The 19,121-nt window shown below is 74.2% G+C and carries 15 protein-coding genes and 2 pseudogenes; 14 read left to right on the plus strand and 3 right to left on the minus strand.

What is annotated here, in order from left to right; translation table 11 throughout:
• From MXD57_RS29900 to sucD, 4 genes and pseudogenes are all read left to right on the plus strand, one after another.
• Positions 1 to 252, plus strand: a pseudogene (locus MXD57_RS29900) (hypothetical protein); the annotation flags it as partial.
• Between the two features lie 137 nt (positions 253 to 389).
• Positions 390 to 2,246: a hypothetical protein gene (locus MXD57_RS29905; RefSeq protein ID WP_250405299.1), complete on the plus strand. Its 1,857-nt coding sequence runs from the start codon at positions 390 to 392 to the stop codon at positions 2,244 to 2,246.
• Between the two features lie 479 nt (positions 2,247 to 2,725).
• On the plus strand, positions 2,726 to 3,907 hold the full coding sequence (sucC, locus tag MXD57_RS29910; protein ID WP_250405300.1) for an ADP-forming succinate--CoA ligase subunit beta: 1,182 nt from the start codon (positions 2,726 to 2,728) through the stop codon (positions 3,905 to 3,907).
• A 27-nt stretch (positions 3,908 to 3,934) separates the two neighbouring features.
• Positions 3,935 to 4,819 (plus strand): succinate--CoA ligase subunit alpha, encoded by an 885-nt coding sequence (sucD, locus tag MXD57_RS29915; RefSeq protein WP_250405301.1) that lies wholly within the window; start codon positions 3,935 to 3,937, stop codon positions 4,817 to 4,819.
• A gap of 87 nt (positions 4,820 to 4,906) precedes the next feature.
• On the opposite strand, the gene MXD57_RS29920 is transcribed toward sucD, so the two are convergent.
• Positions 4,907 to 5,971, minus strand: coding sequence for a sigma factor-like helix-turn-helix DNA-binding protein (locus MXD57_RS29920; protein WP_250405302.1), 1,065 nt, complete (start codon positions 5,969 to 5,971; stop codon positions 4,907 to 4,909).
• Positions 5,972 to 6,067: 96 nt separating this feature from the next.
• On the opposite strand from MXD57_RS29920, the gene MXD57_RS29925 reads away from it, so the two are divergent.
• On the plus strand, positions 6,068 to 7,966 hold the full coding sequence (locus tag MXD57_RS29925) for a cell division protein PerM (protein ID WP_250405303.1): 1,899 nt from the start codon (positions 6,068 to 6,070) through the stop codon (positions 7,964 to 7,966).
• A 33-nt stretch (positions 7,967 to 7,999) separates the two neighbouring features.
• Here the strand turns inward: MXD57_RS29925 and MXD57_RS29930 are convergent, their stop codons facing one another.
• A complete protein-coding gene (locus MXD57_RS29930) occupies positions 8,000 to 8,773 on the minus strand; it encodes a hypothetical protein (protein WP_250405304.1) in 774 nt (257 codons plus the stop codon).
• A gap of 282 nt (positions 8,774 to 9,055) precedes the next feature.
• On the opposite strand from MXD57_RS29930, the gene purN reads away from it, so the two are divergent.
• Together purN and purH are read left to right on the plus strand one after the other, a co-directional pair.
• Positions 9,056 to 9,694 (plus strand): phosphoribosylglycinamide formyltransferase, encoded by a 639-nt coding sequence (purN, locus tag MXD57_RS29935; RefSeq protein WP_250405305.1) that lies wholly within the window; start codon positions 9,056 to 9,058, stop codon positions 9,692 to 9,694.
• Positions 9,691 to 11,262, plus strand: a complete 1,572-nt coding sequence (purH, locus tag MXD57_RS29940; RefSeq protein WP_250405306.1) for a bifunctional phosphoribosylaminoimidazolecarboxamide formyltransferase/IMP cyclohydrolase — start codon at positions 9,691 to 9,693, stop codon at positions 11,260 to 11,262. Before purN ends, purH begins: the two co-directional genes overlap by 4 nt.
• 82 nt (positions 11,263 to 11,344) lie before the next feature.
• Here purH and MXD57_RS29945 read toward each other — a convergent pair whose 3' ends face one another.
• Complete coding sequence (locus MXD57_RS29945) at positions 11,345 to 11,989, minus strand: RDD family protein (RefSeq protein ID WP_250405307.1); 645 nt, start codon at positions 11,987 to 11,989, stop codon at positions 11,345 to 11,347.
• A gap of 275 nt (positions 11,990 to 12,264) precedes the next feature.
• Here MXD57_RS29945 and MXD57_RS29950 point away from each other — a divergent pair, with 275 nt between their 5' ends.
• From MXD57_RS29950 to MXD57_RS29980, 7 genes and pseudogenes are all read left to right on the plus strand, one after another.
• Positions 12,265 to 13,119, plus strand: a complete 855-nt coding sequence (locus tag MXD57_RS29950; protein ID WP_250405308.1) for a bifunctional methylenetetrahydrofolate dehydrogenase/methenyltetrahydrofolate cyclohydrolase — start codon at positions 12,265 to 12,267, stop codon at positions 13,117 to 13,119.
• Positions 13,109 to 13,582 (plus strand): DUF3017 domain-containing protein, encoded by a 474-nt coding sequence (locus tag MXD57_RS29955; RefSeq protein ID WP_250405309.1) that lies wholly within the window; start codon positions 13,109 to 13,111, stop codon positions 13,580 to 13,582. The genes MXD57_RS29950 and MXD57_RS29955 overlap by 11 nt, the downstream gene beginning before the upstream one ends.
• 452 nt (positions 13,583 to 14,034) lie before the next feature.
• The gene (locus MXD57_RS29960; RefSeq protein WP_250405310.1) at positions 14,035 to 15,216 is read left to right on the plus strand and encodes a helix-turn-helix domain-containing protein; all 1,182 of its coding nucleotides are present in this window, start codon (positions 14,035 to 14,037) and stop codon (positions 15,214 to 15,216) included.
• 402 nt (positions 15,217 to 15,618) lie between these two features.
• Positions 15,619 to 16,608, plus strand: coding sequence for a malate dehydrogenase (locus MXD57_RS29965; protein ID WP_250405311.1), 990 nt, complete (start codon positions 15,619 to 15,621; stop codon positions 16,606 to 16,608).
• Between the two features lie 127 nt (positions 16,609 to 16,735).
• The gene (locus tag MXD57_RS29970; protein ID WP_250405312.1) at positions 16,736 to 18,508 is read left to right on the plus strand and encodes a hypothetical protein; all 1,773 of its coding nucleotides are present in this window, start codon (positions 16,736 to 16,738) and stop codon (positions 18,506 to 18,508) included.
• Positions 18,495 to 18,848, plus strand: coding sequence for a hypothetical protein (locus MXD57_RS29975; RefSeq protein ID WP_250405313.1), 354 nt, complete (start codon positions 18,495 to 18,497; stop codon positions 18,846 to 18,848). Before MXD57_RS29970 ends, MXD57_RS29975 begins: the two co-directional genes overlap by 14 nt.
• 10 nt (positions 18,849 to 18,858) lie before the next feature.
• Positions 18,859 to 19,121, plus strand: a pseudogene (locus MXD57_RS29980) (hypothetical protein); the annotation flags it as partial.

The raw sequence follows: 19,121 nt of genomic DNA on the forward strand, positions 1-19,121 counted from the left end.
GCGGCGCACGCCTCGGTCGGCCCTTCCGCCGCCGCGACCGGTGCCCCGGCCCAGCGGCCCACGCCGCCCGGAGACCCGGCCGGCGTCCTCGGCAAGCAGGCTGCCGACGGCGGCGCGTCGCGGCACGGCGACGCACACGCCATCTCCCTCGACGGCCGGGCGCCTCAGCGGCTCCTGCCCGGCACCACCGCGCGCGTCGACGCGCCAGTGACCCGGGAACGGCACCGGGACATCCCGCTCTTCCCCGGCTAGGGCCCAGGGCAGACCCCCGTCACCGACCTGCCGCGCGGGGCGCAGCAGGTCCGCCCGCCCGTCCGGGCCTTCTTCCGCGATCCTCTCCGCGATCCCCGGACGGACTCCAAGCCGTTTCCGAAGGACTGACGCACGCAATGAACAAGAACATCCGCCGTTCCATCGTGATCGCCGCCGGTGTGACCGGCGCCTGGGCGCTGGGTTCGGTCACCGCCAGCGCCGACGAACTGTCCTCCCCGTCGGTCTCCGTGCCGGACGCCGACAGCAGCACCAGCACCCTGACCGGCACGCTCACCGACACGGTCGACGGTGTCCTCACCGGCGTCACCGGCGTCACGGAGAGCGCCGGGGACACCGACGCCGCGCGCGACACCGGCGTCACCGGCACCGTCTCCCGGCTGACGGACACGGCCACCGACACCGTCTCGGGCACGGCGGCCGAGGCGCGCAGGCAGGCCGGGACCGTCACCGGCACCGCCGGCCGGGCCGGCCACCTGACCGACGCCGGAACCCCGACCGCAGGGCGGATCGAGGGCGACCGGGCCGTCGAGGGCGCGCGAGCCGCCGGTGCCGGCCGGCACCGGGCCGAGGCGCAGGCACCGGCCGCACCGCACGCGCAGCACCCGCGGGAGGCGGGCGACGGGCTCCTCGGCGGAACCACCGCCAGGGCCGCCAGGGTGACCGAGGCGGTCACCCCGCTCCCGGCCTCCACCGCCCAGGGCGGGATCGACTACCTCTTCGGCCCGCTCTCCTCCTTCGCCCCCGAGGTGGAGGAGGCGCTGGCCGCCGCCCGGACCGGGCTCCGGACCGCCGCGCCGGAAGCCCGCCTGCGGGCCGAGACCACCGTCGCCGGTGTGCCCGCACACGTCACCGGCACGGTCACCGGTGCCCCGCGGCGGGCCGTGGGCGGCGTGCGGGCGGTGCCGGGCACGGCCGCCGCGGTCGTGGACGAGACGACCGCCGCCGCCGTCCCGCCGGTGGCCGACGCCGCCGTGGACGGTGTGCTGCCGCTCGCCGGGCAGGCCGTGACGGGAGTCGTGCCGGCCGCCGGACACGCGGCCGAGGGCGTGCACGGCAGCGCCACGGGCGCGGTGACGGGCGTCCGGGACACCGCCACGGGCGCCGCCACGGACGCATTCGCCGCCGCCGGGTACGCGGTCGCGGGAGTCGGGGGCGCCGCCGCGGACGCCGTGGCGGGCCTGCGCGGACTCGCCGCGGACGCCGCGGCCGACCTGGACGGTGTCGGCGCCGGCGCCGTGACCGGGGCCGACGGCACCGCCAGGGGCGCGGTGGGCGGCGTGCACGATGCCGCCGGGTCCGCCGCGGCCGAGGTGTCCGGCACCGCCATGGGTGTGCCGGCCGACGTCCTTCCCGTGGCCGGCGGTGTGGTCGAGGGCGTCCCGCCCTACGCCGCCGGGCCGGCCGGACAGGTCGCCCAGGACACCGGTCACGCCGTGCTGCCGCCGGTCGCCGGGGCCGCCGTGCACGGGGTCGTGCCGGTCGCCGGGCGGGCCGTCGCGGACGCGGGGACGCTCGCGTACGGCGTGACGGGTGCGGTGGCGCCCTTCGCGACCGGAGTCGCGGGCGCCGTGCCGCCGGCCGTCCAGGGCGTGGCAGGCGGGGCCGGCGCCTTCGCGCAGGACGTGACCGGGCAGGTGCCGCCGTTCGCGGCCGCGGCCACCGGGTCCCTGCGTCCGGTCGCGGACCAGGTCACCGGCACGGCCCGGCCGGTGGTGGACGGTGTCGGCGGCGGCGCGAGCGGACTGGCGTACGGCGTGGCCGGTGAGGCGGTGCCGTTCGCGGACGGCACGGTCGGCGCCACCGGCCCCGTCACGCGGCAGGTGGGCCCCTTCGCCCAGGACCTCGGCTGGGCCGCGCGGGTCACCGCCGGGCCGTCCGCCGCCCATGCCGCGCACGGTGCCGGGCAGGCCGCTGAGACGGTCACGCCGGGGTATGCGCACGACCTGACGGACCAGTACGGCAGGCGTGCCTGACGGTCCGACCGACCCCGTGGACCCGAGGGTCCGCGACCCGATCCGTGGACCTGACGGTCCGCGACCGACTCCGTGGAGGGGACCGGACCCGGACGGCCGAATCCCGTCGGCCCGTCCGGCCGGCCCTCCACGGGCACGGGGCGGGTGGTCCCCATTGGGGTGGGGGCCGTCCGTCCAGGGCCCCAGCGGCCCGTTCGGGGGCCTCACCGGGTTCACCCCAGCCCGGTGAGGCCGCGCACGTCCCCCCGTCGTCGGCACGCGGTGCCAGCAGAAACGGCATCATGTGACAGGTATCACCGCTCAGGTGTGACGCTCGATTTAGGGACCCCCGGCAAGCGGCGATAACCTGCGAGACGGACATGCCGCGCGCTCGGACACCGTGTGCGCTTCCCTTGTGACACAGCGGACGTCACGGTTGCCCTTCGCGGCACGCCCACGCATCCAACGAACCGCGAGATCACTGATAGGGACGGAAGCGCGTGGACCTGTTCGAGTACCAGGCGAGGGACCTCTTCGCCAAGCACGATGTACCGGTGCTGGCCGGTGAAGTCATCGACACGCCTGAGGCGGCGCGCGAGATCACCGAGCGGCTGGGCGGCAAGTCCGTCGTCAAGGCGCAGGTGAAGGTCGGTGGTCGCGGCAAGGCCGGTGGCGTCAAGCTGGCCGCCTCCGCGGACGAGGCCGTCGCCCGGGCGACGGACATCCTCGGCATGGACATCAAGGGCCACACGGTCCACAAGGTCATGATCGCCGAGACCGCTCCGGAGATCGTCGAGGAGTACTACGTCTCCTTCCTCCTCGACCGTGCCAACCGCACCTTCCTCTCCATCGCCTCCGTCGAGGGCGGCGTGGAGATCGAGGAGGTCGCGGCCACCCGTCCGGAGGCCGTCGCCAAGATCGCGATCGACGCCATCGACGGCGTGGACGAGGCCAAGGCCCGCGAGATCGTCGAGGCCGCCAAGTTCCCGGCCGAGGTCGCGGACAAGGTCGTCAACGTCCTGATCAGGCTGTGGGACACCTTCATCAAGTCGGACGCCCTCCTCGTCGAGGTGAACCCGCTGGCGAAGGTCGCCTCCGGCGAGGTCATCGCCCTCGACGGCAAGGTGTCGCTCGACGAGAACGCCGAGTTCCGCCACCCCGAGTACGAGGAGCTCCACGACAAGGCCGCGGCCAACCCGCTCGAGGCCGCCGCCAAGGAGAAGAACCTCAACTACGTCAAGCTCGAGGGCGAGGTCGGCATCATCGGCAACGGCGCGGGTCTCGTCATGAGCACCCTGGACGTCGTCGCGTACGCCGGTGAGAAGCACGGCAACGTCAAGCCCGCCAACTTCCTGGACATCGGCGGTGGCGCCTCCGCCCAGGTGATGGCGAACGGCCTGGAGATCATCCTCGGCGACCCCGACGTCAAGTCGGTCTTCGTCAACGTCTTCGGTGGCATCACCGCCTGCGACGAGGTCGCCAACGGCATCGTGCAGGCCCTGAAGCTCCTCGAGGACCGCGGCGAGAACGTCAGCAAGCCGCTCGTCGTCCGTCTGGACGGCAACAACGCCGAGCTGGGCCGGCAGATCCTCACCGACGCCAACCACCCGCTGGTCCAGCGCGTCGACACCATGGACGGCGCGGCCGACAAGGCCGCCGAGCTGGCCCACGCCGCCAAGTAAGCACTCAGGACGAGGACACAACACACCATGGCTATCTGGCTCAACAAGGACAGCAAGGTCATCGTCCAGGGCATGACCGGCTCCACCGGCATGAAGCACACCAAGCTCATGCTCGGTGACGGCACCAACGTCGTGGGCGGCGTGAACCCGCGCAAGGCGGGTCAGACCGTGGACTTCGACGGCACCGAGGTACCCGTCTTCGGCACCGTCGAGGAGGCCATCGAGAAGACCGGCGCCAACGTCTCCGTCATCTTCGTGCCGGAGAAGTTCACCAAGGACGCCGTCGTCGAGGCCATCGACGCCGAGATCCCGCTGGCCGTCGTGATCACCGAGGGCATCGCCGTGCACGACACGGCCGCCTTCTGGGCGCACGCCGGCAAGAAGGGCAACAAGACCCGCATCATCGGCCCGAACTGCCCCGGCATCATCACCCCGGGCCAGTCGAACGTCGGCATCATCCCGGGCGACATCACCAAGCCGGGCCGCATCGGCCTGGTCTCGAAGTCCGGCACGCTGACGTACCAGATGATGTACGAGCTGCGTGACATCGGCTTCTCGACGGCCGTCGGCATCGGTGGCGACCCGATCATCGGCACCACCCACATCGACGCCCTCGCCGCGTTCCAGGACGACCCCGAGACCGACCTGATCGTGATGATCGGTGAGATCGGTGGCGACGCCGAGGAGCGCGCGGCCGCGTTCATCAAGGAGAACGTGACCAAGCCGGTCGTCGGCTACGTCGCCGGCTTCACCGCGCCCGAGGGCAAGACCATGGGCCACGCCGGTGCCATCGTCTCCGGTTCGTCCGGCACCGCCCAGGCGAAGAAGGAGGCCCTCGAGGCCGCCGGCGTCAAGGTCGGCAAGACGCCGACCGAGACGGCGAAGCTGGCCCGGGAGATCCTGAGCGCCTGAGCCGTACGGTCGAACGCCGGCAGGCCCGCCCCGCACGAGGGGCGGGCCTGCCGGCGTTTCTCGTGCCGTGCCGTCGGGTGCGCGGGGTCACCCGGCCATGGGCGACAGGCGTTCCGGTCCGCCGGTCAGCGAGTGCCGGAGCCGGTCGCGCAGTGCCTGTTCCTCCTGGGACAGCGGGCCCATGGCGGCCGGCGGTGGCACCCCCTGCACCGCCTGGGCCGGTGCGATGGGCGGTTCGTAGTGGGTCGGTGCCGTGCGCAGGGTCAGTGCCGTGGAGCCGATGATCGCGATCGTGAAGGCGATGGCCGCGCGCGTCCAGAACACGTTCCGGCGTTCGCCCGTCGTCCGCACCGTCGTCGGTCTCGGCGGCTGCAGGCGCTCCGTGGAGGCGAGCTCGACCAGCCGCCGGTGCAGTGCGGCCGGGTCGGCCAGGTGCGGGACCCGCGCGGCCACGGCCTCCCGGGCGCGGGTCAGCCGGCCGGCCGTGGCGGGCGTGCTGGCCTCCGTCTCCGCGGCCGTCTCCGGCAGGTCGAGGCCCACGCCGTCGTACAGCACGAGGGCGCGCCGGTAGGAGGGCGGCAGTTCGAGCAGGGTGTTCAGCAGCAGCCGGTCGGCGGGGTCGGCCGGCGGGGGCTCGGGGGAGCGGTATCGGGGGCGGAAGCGGTGCCAGGGGGAGAGCGCCCACTCGTACGCCACCGCCCGCACCCAGCCCGCCGGATCCCGGTCCCGGGCCACTTCGGGCCAGCGCTGCCAGGCGAGCTGGAAGGCGTGCTCCACGGCCTCCCGGGCCAGTTCGCGGCGCCCGGTGAGCAGGTACGTCTGCCGGGCGAGGGCGGGGGCGCAGAACGCGTACAGCGCGTCGAAGGCCTGAGCGGGCGACAGCGCGGGAGGTGACCCCGCCCGGCCGTCCGTGTCCGCCCGGCCGTCCGTGTCCGCCCGGCCGGTCGCGGGCCCGGCGAGGCCGGCCAGCAGACGGCCGTACGCCTCGCCCTCCCGGCCGCCGGGAGTGTCGCGGCCGCGCTCCCAGGCGCGGATCGTGGCACGGCCGACGCCGATCCGGGCGGCGACCTGAGCCCGTGTCAGCGACCCGGCCTCCCGCAGGCGTCGGCGTTCCTTCGGTGGTGGCAACTGACTGGCCGGGCTTTCCGTCACAGGACACTCCTTCGGCCGAAAAAGTACATAAACATATATTGAGCGACACATCGGAGGTTCGGCTGTTACGACGGGAAAGCGCGTGTCGTTGGGAGCATGGCGGGCGTGACCCTGATGACCGATCGCCGACCGTCGTTGCCGCCGCTGCTGCACGGAATGCGCGACCGATCGCCCGGACTGGGCGCCGGCCTGCTGGGCGGCGCGGTCGCCGCCGCGCTCGGGCTCGGCTCGCTCGCCGTCCTCGTGCTGGGGCTGTGGATCAGCTCGCCGTACCCCGACAGCGGACCGGACGGCGCGCTGCACGTCGCCGCCGCGCTGTGGCTGCTGGGGCACGGCGTCGAACTGGTCCGCACCGACACCCTGTCCGGCGTGCCCCAGCCGGTCGGCGTGACCCCGCTGCTGCTCCTCGCGCTGCCGGTGTGGCTGGTGTACCGGGCGGCGAGGGACGCCACGGACGCCTCCCCCGAGCCCGACGGCCCGCCCCCGGTCCCGGCCCGCACGGCGTGGACGGGCGTCGTCCTCGGCTACCTCGGCATCGGTGCCGGCGCCGCGCTCTACTGCTCCGGCGGCGCGCTGCGGCCCCAGTGGGGCTGGGTGGCGGTGTGCCTGCCGCTGGTCGCCGCGGTGTCCGCGGCGGCCGGGGTGTGGACGGCGCACGGCTGCCCGCGCGGGACCCTGCGCGCCCCGCTGCCCGGGCCGGTGCGGCGGCTGCTCGCCGGGGCGGACGCGTGGGACCGGCTGGTCGCGGCGGTACGGGCCGCCGCGGCCGGGACGGCGGTGCTCGCCGGGGGCGGGGCACTGCTGCTCGCGGTGTCGCTCGTGCTGCACGGCGAGGTGGCGCGCGCGTCGTTCCTCCAGCTCACGGCGGGCTGGACCGGCCGGTTCGCCGTCCTGCTGCTCGGCATCGCGCTGATCCCGAACGCGGCGGTGTGGTCGGCCTCCTACGCCCTCGGCCCCGGGTTCGCCCTCGGCACCGGGCACCTCGTGCACCCCCTGGCCTCCGACCCCGCTCCGCTGCTGCCCCCGTTCCCGCTGCTCGCGGCGGTGCCGGACCCGGGCCCCGGGACCCGGCTGAACTGGGTCGCGACCCTGGTGCCGGTGGCGGCCGGGGCGACGGTGGCCTGGTTCCTGGTGCGTGCGGCCGCGGGCCTGCGGGGCGGGGCGGGGGCCGGGCGGCGGGCGACACCCTGGTCCGCCGGGCGGACGGCCGGGGCGCTGGTCCTGGCGGCGCTGCTGTGCGGGACGGCCGTGGCGCTCCTCGCCTGGTTGTCGGGCGGTCGCCTGGGCGCGGCCGCGCTGGCCGACTTCGGCCCGGTGTGGTGGCAGGAGGGGCCGGCGACCGCGCTGTGGATCACGGTCACCGGACTGCCGGTGACGCTGACCGCACGGGCCTGGCGGCTGTGGAGGGGCCGGGTCCGGGGCGCGGAGCCGGCCGGGCGGGCGGCGAGGGACACGGGCCCCGGACCGGCCGCGCCCAGGACGGCCGCCGAGGAGACTGCCGGGGGCGCGACGCCGAAGCCGGCGAGGTCCACGAAGCCCGCGAAGTCCACGAAGGCCGTGCAGGCGGCGAAGGCCGTGCAGGCGGCGAAGGCGCCGGGTGGCGGACACCTCGAGGACGAGCTCTACGACTTCCTGCCCACCGAGGACCCGTACCCGCCGGCCTGGCAGCACGACGACCTCTCCCGGGCCTCCCGCTGGGAGGCCCTGCGCGCGGCCGCCACGCCCCCGCGGGCCCCGGAACGGACCGCCCCGCCGCCCCCGTCACCGACGGACGCGCCGCGGCCCGACGGCGTCCCGGCCCCCGACGGCCCGGCGGATGCGCCGCGGCCCGCCGGCGGGCCGGTCCCCGCCGACGCTCCCGCTCGGGGCGACCGGCCCGGCGCGGCCCCGGCGTCGGCCGGCGGGGCATGCGCAGATCCGGACCGTCCGCCTCTGCCGCGTCCGGCAACCCCGACGGGCACTCCCGGCCCGTCCGAGCCGTCGTCCGAGGAGTAGGCGGTCCACTCCGGTCCGTCGGCGAAGGGCGCCTCAGCCGTCGCTGACTCCCAGCACCCCGCGCAGCTCCTTCGGCAGGTGCTGGTCGCAGGACTGCTTGGCCTGCTGGGTCAGGGCGTCGCTGACGCAGGTGTAGTAGTCGCTGTAGACGAGCTGGACCGTGAAGGTCAGGCCCACCAGGAGCAGGGCCAGGCCGGCCGTGACCAGGCCGCTGATCGCCGCCGTGGTCTGCGGGCGGGCGCCCGGCGCCGGCGCGGGGGAGTCGGGGCCGGGGTCGCGGGGCTTGGCGCGCAGGGCGCTGACGCCCCAGTACACGGCCAGCGCGCCCAGCAGCAGTGCCACGTAGGGCCAGCTGAACAGGGCGAAGAAGATGGCCCACATGCCGGACAGCAGGGCGTAGCGCGCGCGTCGCTGGACCGGGTCCGCCGGGTCCCAGCGCATCCCGGGGCCGGACGGACCGCCCGGCCCGGGGCCCTCGGGCCGGCTGCCGGGGCGCTCGCCGAAGCCGCCGCCCGAGGAGCGGCCGGGCTGGCGGTCGCTCCACCGGCTGCCCCACGGGGCCTCGCCCTGCGGGCCCGTGGACCCTTCGGGGCGGCGCGGCCGCCACGGCTGGTCCGGGGTGCCCTCCGGCGGTGGCGCGAACGGGTTGTCGTCCTGCCGCTCGCCACCCTGCCCGTCGCCGTCCCGGCCGCCCGACGGGGCCTCGGGCGGCGAGGCCGGCCGCTCCCGGAACAGCACTCCGGCACGCTCGCCTCGCTGGGCCCGGAGCGGCGGGAACGTGAGGAGTCGCAGGCTGCGATCGGGCATCAAGAGAGCGTCTTCCCCTAGGTGAGCGCGGCTGTCCGCGTTGAGCTTCCACCCCGTGAACGCACCGTACGGCGACCGCGTTCCCGAGGCTGCTCCTTCGTGATTCCCTCCGAACGCTACCTTCCGGCCACGCCCCCGTCCCGAGGGGGCCGTCCGGAGTGCCGGTATCGTTGCTGACGGTCGGCCGCTTCGTAGACTTCCCCGTATCCCGGGGTGCGAAGCATTCGTGCGAACGCACAAGGAGCCGACCGGACATGTCGCTCACCGAGAAAGGGCCCCGCCGTGGCCGCCACCCCCGCTGGCCGAGCGGTCAAGCGCCTCGTCGTGCTGGTCTCCGGTTCCGGCACCAACCTCCAGGCGCTCCTGGACGAGATCGAGCGCACCGGAGCCGAGGAGTACGGCGCGCGGATCGTGGCCGTCGGGGCCGACCGCACCGGAGTCGAGGGGCTCGCCCGCGCCGAGCGGGCCGGACTGCCCACCTTCGTGTGCCGGGTGAAGGACCACGGGACCAGGCAGGAGTGGGACGCGGCCCTCGCCGAGGCCGTGGCCGCGCACCGGCCCGACCTCGTGGTCTCCGCCGGCTTCATGAAGATCGTGGGCAAGGAGTTCCTCGCCCGGTTCGGCGGGCGGTTCGTCAACACCCACCCGGCCCTGCTGCCCAGTTTTCCCGGGGCCCACGGTGTGCGCGACGCGCTCGCGTACGGCGCCAGGGTCACCGGCTGCACCGTCCACTTCGTCGACGACGGCGTCGACACCGGACCGATCATCGCCCAGGGCGTGGTCGAGGTCCGGGACGAGGACGACGAGAGCGCGCTGCACGAGCGCATCAAGGAAGTCGAGCGAAGGCTGCTCGTCGAGGTCGTGGGGCGGCTCGCCCGCAACGGCTATCGCATTGAGGGACGAAAGGTAGTTATCCAGTGACCGCCACCGCCGAGAGCACCAAGCGGCCCATTCGCCGGGCGCTCGTCAGCGTCTACGACAAGACCGGCCTGGAAGACCTCGCGCGCGGCCTGCACGAGGCCGGTGTCGAGCTGGTCTCGACCGGCTCCACGGCCGGCCGTATCGCCGCCGCCGGCGTCCCCGTCACCAAGGTCGAGGAGCTGACCGGCTTCCCCGAGTGCCTGGACGGCCGGGTCAAGACGCTGCACCCCAAGGTGCACGCGGGCATCCTCGCCGACCTGCGGCTCGACAGCCACCGCGAGCAGCTCGCCGAACTGGGCGTGGAGCCGTTCGACCTGGTCGTCGTCAACCTCTACCCGTTCCGCGAGACCGTCGCATCGGGCGCCTCGGACGACGCGTGCGTGGAGCAGATCGACATCGGCGGTCCGTCGATGGTCCGCGCCGCCGCCAAGAACCACCCGTCGGTGGCCGTGGTGACCAGCCCGGAGCGGTACGCCGACGTGCTCGCCGCCGCGGCGGCCGGCGGCTTCGACCTCGCCACCCGCAAGCGGCTGGCCGCCGAGGCGTTCCAGCACACGGCCGCCTACGACGTGGCCGTCGCCTCCTGGTTCGCCTCCTCCTACGCCCCGGTCGACGAGTCGTCGTTCCCCGACTTCCTCGGTGCCACCTGGGAGCGCGCGCACACCCTGCGCTACGGCGAGAACCCGCACCAGCCGGCCGCCCTCTACGTCGAGGCCGGCGCCGCCGGGCTGGCGCAGGCGGAGCAGCTCCACGGCAAGGAGATGTCGTACAACAACTACACGGACACGGACGCCGCCCGCCGTGCCGCGTACGACCACGACGAGCCCTGCGTCGCGATCATCAAGCACGCCAACCCGTGCGGCATCGCGGTCGGCGCGGACGCCGCCGAGGCGCACCGCAAGGCGCACGCCTGCGACCCGGTCTCCGCGTACGGCGGTGTCATCGCCGTGAACCGCCCGGTCAGCAAGGAGATGGCCGAGCAGGTCGCGGAGATCTTCACCGAGGTCATCGTCGCGCCCGCCTACGAGGACGGGGCCCTGGAGGCCCTCGCCAGGAAGAAGAACATCCGGGTCCTGAGGGCTCCGAACAGCCCGGCCGACCCGGTCGAGGTCAAGGCGGTCGACGGCGGCGTGCTGCTCCAGGCCACCGACCGGCTGCAGGCCGAGGGCGACGACCCGGCCCACTGGACCCTCGCCAGCGGCGAGGCCCTGAGCGAGGCCGAGCTGGCCGAGCTGGCCTTCGCCTGGAAGGCCTGCCGCGCGGTGAAGTCCAACGCGATCCTGCTCGCCAAGGACGGCGCCTCGGTCGGCGTCGGCATGGGCCAGGTCAACCGCGTCGACTCCTGCAAGCTGGCCGTCGAGCGGGCCGGCGCGGAGCGGGCGCGCGGTGCCTTCGCGGCCTCCGACGCCTTCTTCCCCTTCCCCGACGGCCCCGAGATCCTCATCGGCGCCGGTGTCCGGGCGATCGTGCAGCCGGGCGGCTCGATCCGTGACGAGCAGGTCGTGGAGGCGGCCCAGAAGGCGGGCGTGACCATGTACTTCACCGGTACGCGCCACTTCTTCCACTGAGCCCGCGGGGCGACGAGAAGCGGCCTCCGGCTCCCCCTCGCGCGGGGGAGCCGGAGGCCGCTTCGTCGTGCGAGCGCTCAGCTCACGGGTTGCGGATCACGATCGAGCCGCAGACCTTGTCGGCGAACGTCTGCCGCTTGGAGTCCCACGCGGGCCAGAGGTAACCGAGGTAGCAGGGCAGACCGTCGATGATGTGGGCGAGCTGGCGCACGAACGCCATGCCGCCGCCCAGCGGCTGGCCGGTGTCCTCCTTGAGCGTGCGGATGCCGAGCGCCTTCTTGCCGACGGTCTGGCCGGTCCTGCCCTCCTGGATCACCTGCCAGACGAGGACGCCGATGCCGAGCAGGAAGCCGACCAGCGTGATGATCGGGGCGCCCGCCTTGGCGCCGATGGCGGCGAGGGGCACGTAGGCGACGAAGTAGAGGATCATGTCGATCAGCTTGCTGAGGAACCGCTGGCCCCAGTTCGCGTACTGCGGCTGTATCCCGTACCCGCCCTGCTGCGGGTAACCCGGGTAGCCGGGCTGCTGCGGGTAGCCGTAGCCCTGCTGCGGCGGGACACCCTGCGGGGGCTGCGGGTAGCCCTGCTGCTGCGGGTAGCCGTAGCCCTGCTGCTGCGGCGGCACGCCCTGCGGGGCCTGCGGGTAGCCGGGCTGCTGCGGTTGACCGTAGCCCTGCTGCGGGTCCTGCGGCTGACCGTAGGGGTTGCTGGGCGAGCCGAAACTCATGGCGGATTTCCTCCGTTGGATCTGCGGGGACGACGCGGAAGGAACGGAGGTACGTCAGGATCTGAGCGGTTTGCCCCCAACCGGACCGCGATACTGCGCCGTTCATCGTGGTCGGGGAGGCGAGTCCTTGTCCAGCCGGATTCGCGATGCGTTGTGCAAGTGCAACATCGTCGATCATGTCGGGACATCCGGGACCGGCTCCGGGGCCGTCCCAGGTGCCGGACGGCGGGGACCCGGATTGGAACCGGGAGCCGGTCATCCGCGAGGATGGGGGCATGACCGCCCAGATTCTCGATGGCAAGGCCACCGCAGCCGCGATCAAGTCCGAGCTGACCGCCCGCGTGGCGGCGCTGAGGGAGCGGGGCGTCACGCCCGGCCTCGGCACCATCCTGGTCGGGGAGGACCCCGGCAGCCAGAAGTACGTCGCCGGCAAGCACCGCGACTGCGCCCAGGTCGGCATCGCCTCCATCCAGCGCGAGCTGCCCGCCACGGCCACCCAGGAGGAGATCGAGGCCGTCGTCCGGGAGCTGAACGAGGACCCGGCCTGCACCGGCTACATCGTGCAACTCCCGCTGCCCAAGGGCATCGACGAGAACCGCGTCCTGGAACTGATGGACCCGGCCAAGGACGCCGACGGCCTGCACCCGATGAACCTCGGCCGCCTCGTGCTGAACGAGCCGGCGCCGCTGCCCTGCACGCCCAACGGCATCATCACCCTGCTGCGGGCCCACGGCGTGGAGATCAAGGGCGCCGAGGTCGTGGTGGTCGGCCGCGGCGTGACCATCGGCCGCCCGATGCCGCTGCTGCTCACCCGCCGCAGCGAGAACGCCACCGTGACCCAGTGCCACACCGGCACCCGTGACCTGTCCGCCCACCTCAGGCGGGCCGACATCATCATCGCGGCGGCCGGCTTCCCGCACCTGGTCCGCGCCGAGGACGTCAAGCCGGGCGCGGCCGTGCTGGACGTGGGCGTCTCCCGCAACGCCGAGGGCAAGATCGTCGGCGATGTGCACCCGGACGTGACCGGCGTGGCCGCGTGGATCTCCCCGAACCCGGGCGGCGTGGGCCCCATGACCCGGGCGCAGTTGCTGGTCAACGTGGTCGAGGCGGCGGAGCGCAGTGCCGGCTGAGGACGACCGCACGGTGACCGGGCCGACGGCCCGCGACGCGATCAGCGCCCCGGACGCCAAGGGGCGCCCGCGGCGTGTCACGCGCCGCTTCCCGCTGTTCACCAGAGACACCGCCCGCCCGGAGGGCGGCGGCCGGGCCGCCCCGGGCGACGCCCCGGCGCCCGCCCGGCAGTGGCCGATGCTCGTCGTGCTCTGCGCCGTCGCGCTCGGCCTGCTGCTGACCGCGCTCGACGTGTTCCGCTACGGCACCCTGCTGATCGGCGCCGCGCTGCTGGCCGGCGCCGCCCTGCGCTGGGCGCTGCCCAGCGTCGGCATGCTCGCCGTGCGCTCACGGTTCACGGACATCGCCACCTACGGCGTGCTGGGTCTCGCGATCGCGCTGCTGGCGATGACGGTCCAGCCCGACCCCTGGCTGAGCATTCCGTTCCTGAAGGACGTACTGCACTTCACGCTCGCCAAGTAGTGCCACCGGCGCGGCCCCTGACGGGCCGCCCGGTGGTCCACGCCGTGCGACGGCGGCCCGTCCCCTCCCCCGAGCAAGGACGGACCGCCGTCGTGACACCAGCCTTCCCCGCCGTGCACGGCCGGTTCAACGGCTGTCCGTGCGCTGTGGCACGGAAGTGACCGTTCCGCTACGGTGTCCGCGCACTGCCACACCTGCGCCGGCCGTGTCGCGGTCCCGAACGACTCGGCGCTACGTTACGGAAGCTCCGCGGCGGCCGGCGCGCGCCCGGTGGAACCGGTGCTGGCGTTCGCTCCCGCTCCGGGAACTGGGATCCTTGGTCGGCGCATCCCTGTGGGTGGGCCGCAACGATGTCGCGCCGGGAACGGACCGGACCGGCGCGAGGAACCGCGCACGGGGAGCCCGGCGCGGGGAACCAACAGCACCGACCGGGGGGAAGAGGGGGAAGCACGATGCCTCGATGGAAAGCCTTGCCGGACGAGTTGGATCCGCAGATCAAGGAGTTCACGAGCCAGTTGCGGGCGCTCGTGGACCGCAGCGGCCTGAGCGTCGCGGCGGTAGCGGACCGGACCGGCTACAGCAAGACGTCCTGGGAGCGCTACCTGGGCGGCCGGCTCCTCGCGCCCAAGGGCGCCATCGTGGCGCTCGCCGAGGTCACCGGTACCCACCCGGTCCACCTCACCACGATGTGGGAACTGGCCGAGCGGGCCTGGAGCCGTGCGGAGATGCGGCACGACCGGACCATGGAGCAGATTCGTATCTCCCAGGCGCGCGCCGCGCTCGGGGAGTTCGGGGCGGCCGAGGCCGAGGCCCAGGCGGCGGGCGGTACGCGGACGGCCCACCGGGGCACCGGCTCCCCCGCGGTCCCGCACGCGGCCGGTCCCGCCGGGGCCCCGCCACGGGTTCCCGCCCAGCCGACGGCGTCCGACGCCGACGACGGCGAGCGTCCGGGCCGCGGCCCGGCCCCCGAGGTCAACTCCTGGGGCCTGGCGGGCTACGAGGGCCCGTCGCGGGCGAGCGGCCGCCCGGGTACGCGTCCCGTGCCCGTGCAGGGCGGCGCGGGCCGGCCGCCGGTTCCGCCCGCCCCGCACGGCGGGCAGCGGCCGCCGAGTTCGGCGGGCAACCGTTCCGCCAAGGCGGCGGGCGGGCAGCGCCGCCTGACGGTGCTCCTGGCGGGCGCGGGCGCCGTCCTGGTCGCCGTCGCGGCCGTCTTCGTGCTCACGCACCGGGGCGGCGGCAAGGACGAGGGCGCCACGAAGTCGCCCTCCCCGACCGCCACCACCCGCCCCAGCCTGCCCGCCGGGGTCAAGTGCGCGGGCTCGGACTGCGCCGGCAAGGACGCGGAGACGATGGGCTGCAGCGGCAGCCTGGTGACCACCGCGAAGACCGCCACCGTCGGCACCACCACCCTCGAGGTGCGCTACAGCCGGACCTGCGGCGCGGCCTGGGGGCGGATCACCGGCGGCGCCCCGGGCGACCAGGTCCGGGTCTCGGCCGGCAAGGCGCGCCAGAAGGGCGACATCACCACCGCCGGGGACACCATCGCCTACACGCCGATGGTCGCGGTGAAGGACGCGGCCGAGGCGGAGGCCTGCGCGACCCTCGCCTCCGGGCAGACGGGCTGCACGAAGTAGCAGGCCGCACGAAGGCGGCGGGCCGCGCGCAACCGCGGACCGGCGAAACGCGGCGGAGGCGGGGACCGGCGGCCGGGGCGGAAGCGGAAGGGCTCGTTCGGGTGGAATTCCGGGGCGGGGCGCATGAGCTCCGGGATGCCGGGCACGCGAACCGTACCCCCACGGGAGTCCGGCAGTCCGGTCCCCCCACCGGCGGCCGTACCCGTCCTGCTCTCCCGGACGGGCGGCCGCCTCCTGCGTGCCCCCGTGACCCGCCGGCGCGGCTTGTGGGCTGGGCCACAGGGCCCCGGAGGTCTCGCATGGCGGATGCGCGATAGCCTGACCGCTGGATTCTCTTGACGCCAAGAGATCGATCATCCGGGGCAGTGCCGCCCCTTCGCCAGCTGTCATACGGAGAACGCCATGACCCGCACTCCCGTGAACGTCACCGTCACCGGCGCGGCCGGCCAGATCGGTTACGCCCTGCTCTTCCGCATCGCCTCCGGCCAGCTGCTCGGCGCGGACGTGCCGGTCAAGCTGCGCCTCCTGGAGATCACGCCGGCGCTGAAGGCCGCCGAGGGCACGGCCATGGAGCTGGACGACTGCGCCTTCCCGCTCCTTCAGGGCATCGAGATCAGCGACGACCCGAACGTCGCCTTCGACGGCGCCAACGTGGCCCTGCTCGTCGGCGCCCGCCCCCGCACCAAGGGCATGGAGCGCGGCGACCTGCTCGAGGCCAACGGCGGCATCTTCAAGCCGCAGGGCAAGGCCATCAACGACCACGCCGCGGACGACATCAAGGTCCTGGTCGTCGGCAACCCGGCCAACACCAACGCCCTGATCGCCCAGGCCGCCGCCCCGGACGTACCGGCCGAGCGCTTCACCGCGATGACCCGCCTCGACCACAACCGCGCGCTGACCCAGCTCGCGAAGAAGACGGGCTCGACGGTCGCCGACATCAAGCGCCTGACCATCTGGGGCAACCACTCCGCCACCCAGTACCCGGACATCTTCCACGCCACGGTCGCCGGCAAGAACGCCGCCGAGGTCGTGAACGACGAGAAGTGGCTGGCCGAGGGCTTCATCCCGACCGTCGCCAAGCGCGGCGCCGCGATCATCGAGGCCCGTGGCGCCTCGTCCGCCGCCTCCGCCGCCAACGCCGCCATCGACCACGTGCACACGTGGGTCAACGGCACCGCCGAGGGCGACTGGACCTCCATGGGCATCCCGTCGGACGGCTCCTACGGCGTCCCGGAGGGCCTGATCTCCTCCTTCCCGGTCACCACCAAGGACGGCAAGTACGAGATCGTCCAGGGCCTGGACATCAACGAGTTCTCCCGCGCCCGCATCGACGCCTCCGTCAAGGAGCTCGAGGAGGAGCGCGAGGCGGTTCGCGGTCTCGGCCTCATCTGAGCACGAGTGCGGCGGTGACGCCGCACGCATACGGGCGGGCCCGCCCGGTGTCACACCGTTGCCCTATGCTGATGGTTCGTCAACTCATCTCATCACTGAGTGACTTACCACGCCTCGGGGGAATCGCGTGAACACCGCATTCGTGCCGCAGCAACCGCAGCCGACGCCTGCGGCGGCACCGTCCGCAGCGCCACCCACCCCACCGCACGCCAGCGAGGCCACCCGGCTGCTCTGCGCGGGGACGTACCTCGACCCCGGCTACCGGGACAAGGTGATCGACGAACTGCACCTCAACGAGCAGCGGTTCGTGGCACCCTCGCTCGGTCTGGACGCCGCCCGGGTCCTCGCGCACGCCCTGCGCGCGCGCCGCCGGGAGCTCCAGTGGGCCGGGGCCGTCATCGGCCTGTGGCTGGTGGGAGCGGCACTGACCCAGGGCCTGCTGGCCCTCTACCTGCTTCCCAGCCTGTACCTCGCGATCGGTACCCGGATCAGGGGCAGCGCGCCGAAGGCCCCGCTGTACCGGACCCTGCCCGCCTTCCTCTTCCGCTGGTGGGGCCGCATCCTGCTCGCGGTGCTGGCGGTCATCACCGTGATCGCCGCGTTCGGCGGCGGGGACGACGGCACGCCGTCCGACCCCTACGGCGGCTCGTACGGCTCGTACGACTCCTACCGGTCCTCCGAATCGCCGGACCTGAGCGACGTCCTCCTGCCGGGCTCCGGCGACGCCGGGACCTCGTTCAGGCCCTGGCAGGCCTGGGCCGTCCTGGTCGTCCTGGCGCTCGTCGCGGTGTGCCTGGCGGCCCAGCGCGGCCAGTTCGCCCGCGTCCTGGCCGCCGAGCTGTCCCCGCAGCGCTTTCCCGACGCCGCCGGCGACCCCGCCGAGCAGGGCGAGAGCCGACGGTTCCAGTGGCTCAGGCACCGCATCCGGACGGAGCAGCGGGCGCCGCTCGTCATGTACCACGAGGCGCGTCCGTTCTGCGGGGCCGGTGAGGCGCAGCAGGACTGGGTGCTCGCCGTCGAGCTGAGGCCCGACGCGATGAAGAAGCAGCAGCCGATCAGCAACCGGCTGGTGCTGGAGAAGATCCGGCCGCTGGTGGAGCGGCTCCGGCTGCCCGCCGAGCACGCGGGGACCGCGGTGCGCGACCGGCTGCGCAGGCTGGAGATCGACGAGTGCGTGTTCCTGCCCGCGGAGGGCCTGCTGCGCCGCGAGGACGCGCCCTACCAGCCGCAGGCCTTCGAGGAGCACCGGGCGCACGCGGTCGAGGAGGGCGCCGAGAAGCGCCGGCACTTCCTGCGCATCCGCGTCGGCGGCTGGGAGGAGGAGCTGGTCGTCACGGTGTTCGTGCGCGTCCACACCCAGGGCCGCATGCTCATGCTGGAGATCGCCCCGCACGTGCTGCAGCCGGTGCGTCCCCTCTTCAAGGAGGCCGACCGCACGGCCCACCGCTACCGGCACAACAACTGGCTGGGCAAGGCGGTCTGGGCCGTGACCCGGGTGCCGGGCTCGCCGGCCGGGTCCCTGATCGTCCTCGGCAGGGCGGTGGCCTACGGCTGGCGGCTGCTGACGGGCGGGTACGCCAACGCGTTGCCGGACGGCCCCGCGCTGTCGGTCCGTGAGCTGGGCTCGGCCGAGGCCGGATCGCAGTTCCAGGAGATGGACGCCGCCCGCTACCTCACGAGCATCCAGGACCGGGTGGCGAACGGGGTGCGTACCGCGCTCGCCGAAGCCGGCTACCAGACCGGTGAGTTCGTCCAGCAGATCAACAACATCAGCAACGGGGGCGTGCACATCGGCAGCGTCGAGGGCAGCACCTTCGCCGTCGGTGACCACTCCTCCGCCTCCTCCACGAACGGCGGCGGCGAGCCGCGGAAGGGAGCCGACGCACATGGCAACGGATGAGTCGAGGGTCAGCATCGGCGATGTCTCGCACAGCACTTTCGCCATCGGTGACCACGCGCACGCCGAGAGTCACCACGGCGGTGCCGCGCAGCGCGACGCGGCGGCCGAGGAACTGCTGCTCGCCGTGCGCGAGCTGCGCGCCGACCTGGCCCGGGTGAGGGCCGACGACCGGACGGCGGAGCTCGACGCGGCCCTCGCGGACACGGAGGACGAGATCACCCGCACCGGCCGGGCCGCGCCCTCCCGGCGGGACCGCCTGCGCGGGCTGCTCGACGACTCCCAGGCGCTGGTGGCGCTGCTCGCTTCGGCGAGCACGCTGGCCGGCCTGGTGGGGCTGTGAGGCGGAGGCCATGAGCGGGGGAGCGCGGTACTGGAACGAGGAGACCCAGCGCTGGGAGGACGGGGCGGGAGGTGGGGCCGGCGCACCGGTGACGTCGCCGCCGCCGGCCATGCCGGACCGGGCGCCCGAGTGGCCCCCGGCCGGACCGGGGGCGGCCGCCGAGGGCGTGTCCGCCCCGCCGGACCCCGCCAGGGCGGAGTCCGGCGCTCCGGCCGCCGGGCCGGTGCCGTCCATGCCGCCCCCGCCCGCGGTGCCGGGGCATGCTCGCCCTGG

The sequence above is a fragment of the Streptomyces cellostaticus genome (assembly GCF_023630175.1).
In the GTDB taxonomy this organism is placed as follows: domain Bacteria; phylum Actinomycetota; class Actinomycetes; order Streptomycetales; family Streptomycetaceae; genus Streptomyces; species Streptomyces cellostaticus_A.

Coding starts and splice junctions, on each gene's coding strand:
- sucD (WP_250405301.1), top strand. CDS start 3,935: ATGGCTATCTGGCTCAACAAGGACAGCAAGGTCATCGTCCAGGGCATG.
- MXD57_RS29905 (WP_250405299.1), top strand. CDS start 390: ATGAACAAGAACATCCGCCGTTCCATCGTGATCGCCGCCGGTGTGACC.
- MXD57_RS29925 (WP_250405303.1), top strand. CDS start 6,068: ATGGCGGGCGTGACCCTGATGACCGATCGCCGACCGTCGTTGCCGCCG.
- MXD57_RS29960 (WP_250405310.1), top strand. CDS start 14,035: ATGCCTCGATGGAAAGCCTTGCCGGACGAGTTGGATCCGCAGATCAAG.
- MXD57_RS29950 (WP_250405308.1), top strand. CDS start 12,265: ATGACCGCCCAGATTCTCGATGGCAAGGCCACCGCAGCCGCGATCAAG.
- MXD57_RS29965 (WP_250405311.1), top strand. CDS start 15,619: ATGACCCGCACTCCCGTGAACGTCACCGTCACCGGCGCGGCCGGCCAG.
- MXD57_RS29945 (WP_250405307.1), bottom strand. CDS start 11,989: ATGAGTTTCGGCTCGCCCAGCAACCCCTACGGTCAGCCGCAGGACCCG.
- MXD57_RS29930 (WP_250405304.1), bottom strand. CDS start 8,773: ATGCCCGATCGCAGCCTGCGACTCCTCACGTTCCCGCCGCTCCGGGCC.
- MXD57_RS29975 (WP_250405313.1), top strand. CDS start 18,495: ATGGCAACGGATGAGTCGAGGGTCAGCATCGGCGATGTCTCGCACAGC.